Origin of the sequence: Pseudomonas sp. G1002 (genome assembly GCF_013385455.1) — a bacterium.
GTDB lineage: Bacteria > Pseudomonadota > Gammaproteobacteria > Pseudomonadales > Pseudomonadaceae > Aquipseudomonas.
This window is the reverse complement of record NZ_JACAPY010000002.1, coordinates 70,861-79,058: the sequence shown is the minus strand read 5'-3', so window position 1 is coordinate 79,058 and position 8,198 is coordinate 70,861. Positions and strand designations below refer to the sequence as shown.

4 protein-coding genes are annotated in these 8,198 nt (G+C 61.1%); 1 reads left to right on the top strand and 3 read right to left on the bottom strand.

The features are described 5' to 3' along the window. Nucleotides 1-250 precede the first annotated feature (250 nt). The 3 genes from nfuA to HX801_RS01275 all read right to left on the bottom strand — a co-directional run bounded on the left by nfuA (nucleotide 251) and on the right by HX801_RS01275 (nucleotide 4,290). Nucleotides 251-835: a Fe-S biogenesis protein NfuA gene (gene nfuA / locus HX801_RS01285; protein ID WP_003210817.1), complete on the bottom strand. Its 585-nt coding sequence runs from the start codon at nucleotides 833-835 to the stop codon at nucleotides 251-253. A gap of 59 nt (nucleotides 836-894) precedes the next feature. After that, nucleotides 895-1,917 carry an acyltransferase gene (locus HX801_RS01280; RefSeq protein WP_177021433.1) on the bottom strand — a complete coding sequence of 341 codons (1,023 nt, stop codon included), beginning with the start codon at nucleotides 1,915-1,917 and terminating at the stop codon, nucleotides 895-897. A gap of 81 nt (nucleotides 1,918-1,998) precedes the next feature. Further along, nucleotides 1,999-4,290 carry a fatty acid cis/trans isomerase gene (locus HX801_RS01275; protein WP_003210812.1) on the bottom strand — a complete coding sequence of 764 codons (2,292 nt, stop codon included), beginning with the start codon at nucleotides 4,288-4,290 and terminating at the stop codon, nucleotides 1,999-2,001. 164 nt (nucleotides 4,291-4,454) lie between these two features. Here HX801_RS01275 and metH point away from each other — a divergent pair, with 164 nt between their 5' ends. Continuing rightward, the gene (gene metH, locus HX801_RS01270; protein WP_177021432.1) at nucleotides 4,455-8,165 is read left to right on the top strand and encodes a methionine synthase; all 3,711 of its coding nucleotides are present in this window, start codon (nucleotides 4,455-4,457) and stop codon (nucleotides 8,163-8,165) included. The last annotated feature ends 33 nt before the right edge of the window (nucleotides 8,166-8,198 follow it).

Below are 8,198 nucleotides of genomic sequence, written 5' to 3'. Positions count from 1 at the left end.
GAGTGCGGGCATGCCGAGCCTGAGCGAGGCACCGAGTGGTGGGGCAAAGACCTTTTGGTTACTTTTGGGGCGTTTGCCAAAAGTGACCCGCTGTAAGAGCGGAACCATAAGCCGCCGTTACCTAAATAACGGATATGTACACAACATACCTAACCTAAAACCTCACAACCCTAACGCAACCCACTGAATCCAAACCATAAAAAAACGGCGCTCACGGGGCGCCGTTTTTCACATCCGCAGCGAACACCCTTTAGTAGTAGGCGTTTTCTTTCTGCGTATGGTCAGTCACATCCCGCACGCCCTTGAGCTCCGGAACCCGCTCAAGCAGCGTACGCTCAATACCCTCACGCAAGGTCACGTCCGCCTGGCCGCAGCCCTGGCAACCGCCACCAAACTTCAACACAGCAATACCATCATCAACCACATCAATCAGGCTAACCTGACCACCGTGGCTGGCCAACCCAGGGTTGATCTCGGTCTGCAGGTAATAGTTGATGCGCTCGTTAATCGGGCTATCCGCATTAACATTCGGCACCTTGGCGTTCGGCGCCTTGATGGTCAGTTGGCCGCCCATGCGATCCGTGGCGTAATCAACCACCGCATCGTCAAGGAACGCTTCACTGAACGCATCGATATACGCGGTGAAGCTTTTCAGCCCCAACGCCGTATCTTCAGGTTTTTCTTCTCCCGGCTTGCAGTAGGCAATGCACGTCTCAGCGTACTGGGTGCCGGGCTGGGTGATAAAGACGCGGATGCCAATGCCCGGGGTGTTCTGCTTCGACAGCAGATCAGCCAGGTAATCGTGGGCGGCGTCGGTAATGGTTATGGCGGTCATGGAAACTCCTCGCAGGCTTGCCGGCAGTTTACGCCAAATTATTACCGAGGTACAAAGTCCTAGTATTTTTGTCGGGAAAGAACCAACCGTTCGTCGCCATCGAACCAGCCTTTGAGCCGACGATAACTGCCCTTTTCCAGCCAGTGGTAGCTGGCCAGCGACCCAATGGCGATCAGCACCACACACACGCCGAGCATCACGTAGGCATTCACCCCATAACGCTGGGCGACAAAACCGCCGGCGGACAACACCAGCACGTGCATCAGATAGACCGAGTAGGAACAATCCCCCATCACCTTGAGCAGTCGGCTGCGCTCGAAATAGCGTTCCATCGAGATACAGGCCACCACCAGCACCGCACTCGGCAAGCCCCAGGTCAGGGCCCGCGGCGATGCCGGCCAGTGAAAGATCGCCAGCAATGCCCCCGCAATCCCCAGCAATGGAAGCCACAGCCCGGGGCGAATCCAGCCCTTGCGGTAAAGCATGCCGATGCCTATCCCCAGCAGGAACTCATACACAATGTCCGAACGATAGAAATCGCTGATCCAGCCGAAAGAAGTCCACGCCTGGCACACCGCAAACAATAACGCGCCCACCACCAGCACCCGCCACTGCCGGCGAAACAGCAACGCCCAGGCAAACAGCACGTAGAAGAGCATCTCGTAGTTCAGGGTCCAGCCGACATTCAAGGTCGGGTACACCCCATAACCACCGGGATTTTCGGAAGGTATGAACAACAAGGACATCAACACATGGGCCGCATCTACGCTCTGGTCCGGCAACACCGGCCGCGCAAATACCACCAGCAGCGCCATCAACAGCGTGTAGAACCAGTAGGCCGGGACGATTCGCAGCAGGCGATACAGCAGGAATCGCCAGGGCGGCAGCTGTTTGTTCTCGGTGGAGAGGAAGATCACCAGGCCGCTGATCACAAAAAACACATCCACGCCCGCCGCACCTTTGTCGACAAACAGGTGGCCCAGCGCCGAATCGGCCTTAAAGCCAAAGAAAATCTGCATGAAGTGATGACCCACCACGGTCCAGGCCGCCAGGGCGCGCAGTGCCTGTACTGAAATCAACATCGTCGACCCACTCTCCCAACCCTCGACACCGGTTATTCAGGTGCCTATGGCTTGGGACAGCCGTCGACGGTCAAAGGTCGATCAAAGATTCTCGTAGCGGTTCATGTCCAGCACGCCCTCTTCCACCGGCGTGGTTTCGCGGATGTACTGCGACAGGTCGTGGAAGTACTGCCAGAACTGCGGGTGACTGCGGCGGATGCCCCAGCGGTCGACAATCTTCTCGAAGCGATTGGCGTCCTTGGCATTCTCCATGGCAGCGACAAACTCCGGCACTTGCTGCGCCGGAATGTTGAACATGAAGTTCGGGTAGCTGCTCAGCACGCCGGGATAAATGGTCACGGTGTCCAGGCCCGGCTGATAGCGATAAGCCTCACCGAGCATAAAGGCCACGTTGCTGTGGGCGCGGTTGCGCAACAGGCTGTACATCTCACGTTTGCCGCTGCGGGTTTCGATGCGCAGCATGGTCGCTTCCGGCAACAGGTCGATCACCTTGAGCCCCGCCGCCGGGCGGTTGGTCAGGCGGCTCAGGGCCTGTTCGGCGTCCTGCAACGCAGGGTCAATGCCCGGACGCGAGCAATAGGCGCTGACGCAACGGTTGATCGGGTCCGGGCTGGCGTTCAGGTCGCCGTAGCGGGCCAGCAACTGGTTGGCGAAGTCGCGCTTGGGGTCCTTTTCATCGAGTTTGAGGCCCGTGGGCTTGTCATCGTCGATGGCTTCATAGTCCAGCCACAGCTTGACCTTGCCGCTGTTCTGGTACCAATCGTCAAGGAAGTCATCCCGCGAGTCCGCCGGCATCAGGCGCAGGAAGTTCTGCTCGGCACCGTTGCGGATCAGGTCGAAATACAGGCGCGTCTGGGCCTGATGGGAAACGTTGCCGAACACATCGAAATTCACCGCCAACTGGTAGTAGGTGCGCTCCAGCAGCGGATAGTCGAACAGCCACAGGGTTTGCGGCACTTCGCCAATCAAGCCCTTGGTCACCGAGGCGCTGTCGAAGTGACGGAAGATGCTCAACAAGGCGTTGTCGTTGCCCGCCCACAGGCTCGACCAGCTCGGCGGCGGCAGGTCGGCATAGCTGTCCCGGCGCAACGCTTCGTACTCGTTGCGCTTGTCGCGGTATTTGAGCCAGAGGCTCAGCACGCTGCCCACATCGTCAATCTGCCCCGGCATCGCCAGCAACGGCGTGGCCTGGCCGCGGTAGCGGGCATCGGTGATATACAGGTCGTGGTCGGGGTCCTGGAACAGAGTCCAGAAGTTGTCGCGGATCACGTCCGTGGCGATCTGGCCCCGGCATACCGGCCCGCGAATAAAGGTGCGCACGAAGTATTCGGCGTTATCCAGCATGAACTGGTAGCGCGCCTTGGCCGGAATCGCCTCGAAGGTCTCGAACGGGTTCGCACGCCGGCCCGGCCCGTAGCCCGGCAAGGCTTGCACCTGCCAGTCATCGGTATAGAACAGCGACTTGATCCGGGCCATCTTCTCGGCGCTGAACGGATAGGTGATGTGAGTCTTGTGCACGATCACCCCCTGCACCGGCCACAGGCGGTAGTACACCTGGGTGCCCGGGTCGTCGTTGGGGCGGCGGGTGTTGATCAGGTCGATCGGCTGCCCGCTCGGGGTGCGCGAGCGTACCCACTGGAAGAAATGCCCCGGTTCGCCGCCTTCAAAGTAGATGTGGGCAAGGAACAGGTGCTCGAACAACCAGCGCGCCACCAGGCTTTCCCGGGCCCCGGGCTGGTTGAACAGGTTTTCCCATTGCTGCACTTGCAAGGCTTCCTTGGCACTCGGGGCCAGGCCTTGTTCGTCGATCGGTGCGCCGGAGGCCAGCCAGCGTTGCAGGGTCTGGTACTGCTGGTCGGTCAGGCCGGTGACGGCCAGGGGCATGCCTTCCTTCGGGTGGTTACCTGCGTAGGCGTTGAACTCCCCCGGCATCGGGCAGGTGTTTTCGCGGCTCAGGCCCAGCACGATGTCGTCGGGCAGCTTGGCGTTGGGCGCAAGCGGCGCGTTATGCCCCAGCTCCAGCATGCGCGCCATCAGTGCGGCCTGGCTGCCCTGGGCGTCGAGTACCGAGTAGAAATCCTTTTGCTGCCAGGCGGCTTTGCCGAAGGCGTCATAGAACAAACGGGTGGGCTGGCTGGCCTGGCTGCGCTCGCCGTCGTACACCGGCACCTTGGTCGCGCCACGTGCGGCGCCTTCGGCACTGCCCAGGTTGAGCTGGCAGGCCGAGTCGTAGCAGGCGTGGCAGGCCACGCATTTCTCGGTGAAGATCGGCTGGATGTCACGGGTATAAGAGATCGCCGGGGCGGGACCTTCTGCCTGTGCGGTAAGGGCGAACAGCGCAAACGCGGCGCTGACGATGAGGCGAAGTGACATGTTTCCGGTCCCGATTCAATGCGTGCAGTGAAAAACCCGTCGATTCTACCGATGTAACGCCCCCGCCAACATGAGTGATATTCATGCAAACCCAGCACATGCTCTAAAAGCGCACAGGTTTGTTATGATCTTCGCCCTCCGTAATACCTGACCAGAGTAGTCCCATGCCCGATCGTAGCGCTCGTCTGCAAGCCCTCCACCAAGCCCTCAAGGAACGCATCCTGATCCTCGACGGCGGCATGGGCACGATGATCCAGAGCTATAAACTGGAAGAGCAGGACTACCGTGGCAAACGCTTCGCCGACTGGCCGAGCGACGTCAAGGGCAATAACGACCTGCTGGTGATCACCCGTCCGGACGTGATCGGCGGCATCGAAAAAGCCTACCTGGATGCCGGCGCCGACATCCTGGAAACCAACACCTTCAACGCCACGCGCATTTCCATGGCCGACTACGGCATGGAAGACCTCGCCTACGAACTAAACGTAGAAGGCGCGCGCCTGGCGCGCAAGATCGCCGACGCCAAGACCCTGGAAAACCCGGCCAAGCCGCGCTTCGTCGCCGGGGTGCTCGGTCCGACCAGCCGTACCTGCTCGCTGTCGCCCGACGTAAACAACCCCGGCTACCGCAACGTGACCTTCGATGAGCTGGTGGAAAACTACACCGAAGCCACCAAAGGCCTGATCGAAGGCGGCGCCGACCTGATCCTGATCGAAACCATTTTCGACACCCTCAACGCCAAGGCCGCGATCTTCGCCGTACAGGGCGTGTTCGAAGAATTGAACGTCGAACTGCCGATCATGATCTCCGGCACCATCACCGACGCCTCCGGCCGCACCCTGTCGGGCCAGACCACCGAAGCCTTCTGGAACTCGGTCAGCCACGCCAAGCCGCTGTCTGTGGGCCTGAACTGCGCACTGGGCGCGAGCGAGCTGCGTCCGTACCTGGAAGAGCTGTCGAACAAGGCCAACACCCACGTTTCCGCCCACCCGAACGCCGGCCTGCCCAACGAATTCGGCGAGTACGACGAACTGCCGTCGGAAACCGCCAAGGTCATCGAGGAATTCGCCCAGAGCGGCTTCCTGAACATCGTCGGTGGTTGCTGCGGTACCACCCCGGGCCATATTGAAGCCATCGCCAAGGCCGTGGCCGGTTACGCACCGCGCCCGATCCCGGACATTCCGAAGGCCTGCCGCCTGTCGGGCCTGGAACCGTTCACCATTGATCGCAACTCGTTGTTCGTCAACGTCGGCGAGCGCACCAACATCACCGGTTCCGCCCGCTTCGCCCGCCTGATCCGTGAAGACAACTACACCGAGGCCCTGGAAGTCGCCCTGCAGCAGGTGGAAGCCGGCGCCCAGGTGATCGACATCAACATGGACGAAGGCATGCTGGATTCGAAGAAGGCCATGGTGACCTTCCTCAACCTGATTGCCGGCGAGCCGGACATTTCTCGCGTACCGATCATGATCGACTCCTCCAAGTGGGAAGTGATCGAGGCCGGCCTGAAGTGCATACAGGGCAAGGGCATCGTCAACTCCATCAGCATGAAGGAAGGCGTGGAGCAGTTCATTCACCACGCCAAGCTGTGCAAGCGCTACGGCGCGGCGGTGGTGGTGATGGCGTTCGACGAAGCCGGCCAGGCCGACACCGAAGCGCGCAAGAAAGAAATCTGCAAACGCTCCTACGACATCCTGGTGAATGAAGTCGGCTTCCCGCCGGAAGACATTATCTTCGACCCGAACATCTTCGCGGTCGCCACCGGTATCGAGGAACACAACAACTACGCCGTCGATTTCATCAACGCCTGTGCCTACATCCGCGACGAGCTGCCGTATGCGCTGACCTCGGGTGGCGTGTCCAACGTGTCGTTCTCGTTCCGTGGCAACAACCCGGTGCGTGAGGCCATCCACTCGGTGTTCCTGCTGTATGCGATCCGCAACGGCTTGACCATGGGTATCGTCAACGCCGGCCAGTTGGAGATCTACGACCAGATCCCGGCCGAGCTGCGTGACGCGGTGGAAGACGTGGTGCTCAACCGCACCCCGGAAGGCACCGACGCCCTCCTCGCCATTGCCGACAAGTACAAGGGCGACGGCAGCGTCAAGGAAGCCGAGACCGAAGAATGGCGCGGCTGGGAAGTCAACAAGCGCCTGGAACACGCGCTGGTCAAGGGCATCACCACCCACATCGTCGAAGACACCGAGGAATCCCGGCAGTCGTTCGCGCGCCCGATCGAGGTGATCGAAGGCCCGTTGATGTCCGGCATGAACATCGTCGGCGACCTGTTCGGCGCCGGCAAAATGTTCCTGCCCCAGGTGGTGAAATCCGCCCGGGTGATGAAGCAGGCCGTGGCCCACTTGATCCCGTTCATCGAGCTGGAAAAAGGCGACAAGCCGGAAGCCAAGGGCAAGATCCTGATGGCCACGGTGAAGGGCGACGTGCACGACATCGGCAAGAACATCGTCGGCGTGGTGCTGGGTTGCAACGGCTACGACATCGTCGACCTGGGCGTGATGGTCCCGGCCGAGAAAATCCTGCAGGTGGCCAAGGAACAGAAGTGCGACATCATCGGCCTGTCCGGGCTGATCACCCCGTCCCTGGACGAGATGGTGCACGTCGCCCGCGAGATGCAGCGCCAGGATTTCCACCTGCCGCTGATGATCGGTGGCGCCACCACTTCCAAGGCCCACACGGCCGTGAAGATCGAGCCCAAATACAGCAACGACGCGGTGATCTACGTCACCGACGCCTCCCGCGCCGTGGGCGTGGCGACGCAATTGCTGTCCAAGGAATTGAAGCCGGCATTCGTCGAGAAAACCCGCCTGGAATACATCGACGTGCGCGAGCGCACCTCCAACCGCAGCGCGCGCACCGAGCGCCTGAGCTACCCGGCCGCCATCGCCAAGAAGCCGCAGTTCGACTGGAGCAGCTACACGCCGGTCAAGCCGACGTTTACCGGCGCCAAGGTGCTGGACAATATCGACCTCAACGTCCTGGCCGAGTACATCGACTGGACACCGTTCTTCATCTCCTGGGACCTGGCCGGCAAGTTCCCGCGCATCCTCACCGATGAAGTGGTGGGTGAAGCGGCGACGGCGCTGTACGCCGACGCACAGGACATGCTCAAGAAGCTGATCGACGAAAAACTCATCAGCGCCCGCGCGGTGTTCGGTTTCTGGCCGACCAACCAGGTGCAGGACGATGACCTGGAAGTCTACGGCGATGACGGCCAGCCGATTGCCAGGCTGCACCATTTGCGCCAGCAGATCATCAAGACCGACGGCAAGCCGAACTTTTCCCTGGCCGACTTCGTCGCACCCAAGGACAGCGGCGTAACCGACTACATCGGTGGCTTCATCACCACCGCTGGCATCGGCGCTGAAGAAGTGGCGAAGGCCTACCAGGACGCCGGCGACGACTACAACTCGATCATGGTCAAGGCCCTGGCCGACCGCCTGGCCGAAGCCTGCGCCGAGTGGCTGCACCAGCAAGTACGTAAGGAACACTGGGGTTACGCCAAGGACGAAGTGCTGGATAACGAAGCGCTGATCAAGGAGCAGTACAGCGGTATCCGCCCTGCCCCGGGTTACCCGGCGTGCCCGGATCACACCGAGAAGGCCCAGTTGTTCCAACTGCTGGACCCTGAAGCCCAGGAGATGCACGCCGGCCGCAGCGGCGTGTTCCTGACCGAGCACTACGCGATGTTCCCGGCAGCGGCCGTCAGCGGCTGGTACTTCGCTCACCCGCAAGCGCAGTACTTTGCGGTGGGCAAGATCGACAAGGACCAGGTCGCCAGCTACACCGCCCGCAAGGAGCAGGACCTGAGCGTGACCGAACGCTGGCTGGCGCCGAACCTGGGTTACGACAACTAAGTTGTGGCGCGCTGGCCCGGGCGTCCAGCCGGC

Bases quoted from the DNA above. Each gene is read 5' to 3' on its own strand.
- HX801_RS01275 (WP_003210812.1), bottom strand. From the start codon at position 4,290: ATGTCACTTCGCCTCATCGTCAGCGCCGCGTTTGCGCTGTTCGCCCTT.
- HX801_RS01280 (WP_177021433.1), bottom strand. From the start codon at position 1,917: ATGTTGATTTCAGTACAGGCACTGCGCGCCCTGGCGGCCTGGACCGTG.
- metH (WP_177021432.1), top strand. From the start codon at position 4,455: ATGCCCGATCGTAGCGCTCGTCTGCAAGCCCTCCACCAAGCCCTCAAG.
- nfuA (WP_003210817.1), bottom strand. From the start codon at position 835: ATGACCGCCATAACCATTACCGACGCCGCCCACGATTACCTGGCTGAT.